Origin of the sequence: Methylobacter sp. BlB1 (assembly GCF_015476545.1) — a bacterium.
In the GTDB taxonomy this organism is placed as follows: domain Bacteria; phylum Pseudomonadota; class Gammaproteobacteria; order Methylococcales; family Methylomonadaceae; genus Methylobacter.
The window spans coordinates 1-1,114 of sequence record NZ_JADMKV010000176.1 but is presented as its reverse complement, the minus strand read 5'-3'; the positions used below and the strand labels follow the sequence as shown (position 1 = coordinate 1,114).

Genomic DNA, 1,114 nt, shown 5'->3' with positions numbered 1-1,114 from the left:
GATGCAATTTGAAGCCATAAAACCAGCCGGTCGACGATTTGCCGCGCCCGGCTTCATGAGTGAAGGTTTTATGCCGTGGAATACGGATATTCTCACACACGCCCAGCGGTGTTGAATCAATAAAGGCGATGCCTGCCGAAACGCCACGACGACTGGCCATAAAGGCGGTGAGCGGCGCCAACAGTTTCGGCATCAGCTCGATAAAGCGATTATAGCTCAACAGGTTAGGAAACTCAGACCGCCAATAGCACTGCACATGCCTCAGGTAAAACCATTTGAAGGTTCGAAAACCGGCTTGATGGTAAGCCACTAAAATCGTGATCATCTCGCTATCACTCATCCGATGGGAACGATGGCGTTTCTTCTTGCCTTGGGCTAATTGATTTTTTTGCCATTCCGTTATAAAGGTTTGGCAAAAATCGTCCACATCGCAGAATAAGTGTGTTAATTTCATCAGTAGCAGGTTCTTGTTTGGAGAAAGTTAGCGTCGAAAACCTATTTTCCCTTTTATAACAAGAATCTGATGCCCATTGTTCAGCTTGTTTTTGGGATAAGAAAGTTTTCGCTTGGATGAACGTATAGTTCTTGCGAATGTCGGCGCGATATTTGCCGTTGGATAATTTTCTGATGGTTGCCATGGCCGGCCTCTAAAACGATTTAAACAATCAGTGCGCAATTTATTCACGCGCTAGATGCGCATTTATTTGTGCACTGTCTTGAGTTTAAAGCGTCTTCAACCGATGGCATTTGATTGAAGTCCTTGATTTACAAGGTTCTTGTTGGTGGGTCGTGTGCGATTCGAACGCACGACCATCGCATTAAAAGTTCGAGGCTAAAGTCTATTAGAAAACTGCATACTACTTATAACGTCCTTTAATCAATAGCATAGACGACATCTGAGGACGTGTAAAGTTGTTAAAAGGAGTATGAAGAAAAATAAACTACTGTAGTTTTTACTGTAGTTTTTACGATAAAAAAGTATGATTAGCTGTAGTAGTTCAAACTCGATCTATAGCTGCTGAAATTAGTCTCAACACCATCAGGCATTGACTGTCTCAGTTCGGTAGAGTCGAGATGTGACGCGGTAGCATTAGGTTTGGCTTGTCTGTTGCCG

2 protein-coding genes are annotated in these 1,114 nt (G+C 43.4%); both read right to left on the bottom strand.

What is annotated here, in order from left to right:
* Positions 1–325: transposase (locus IT781_RS21890; protein ID WP_305076270.1), on the bottom strand; the 325-nt coding region annotated here is incomplete at its 3' end.
* A 7-nt stretch (positions 326–332) separates the two neighbouring features.
* Complete coding sequence (locus tag IT781_RS21885; RefSeq protein WP_194972288.1) at positions 333–638, bottom strand: hypothetical protein; 306 nt, start codon at positions 636–638, stop codon at positions 333–335.
* Between the last annotated feature and the right edge of the window lie 476 nt (positions 639–1,114).

Bases quoted from the DNA above. Each gene is read 5' to 3' on its own strand.
- IT781_RS21885 (WP_194972288.1), bottom strand. From the start codon at position 638: ATGGCAACCATCAGAAAATTATCCAACGGCAAATATCGCGCCGACATT.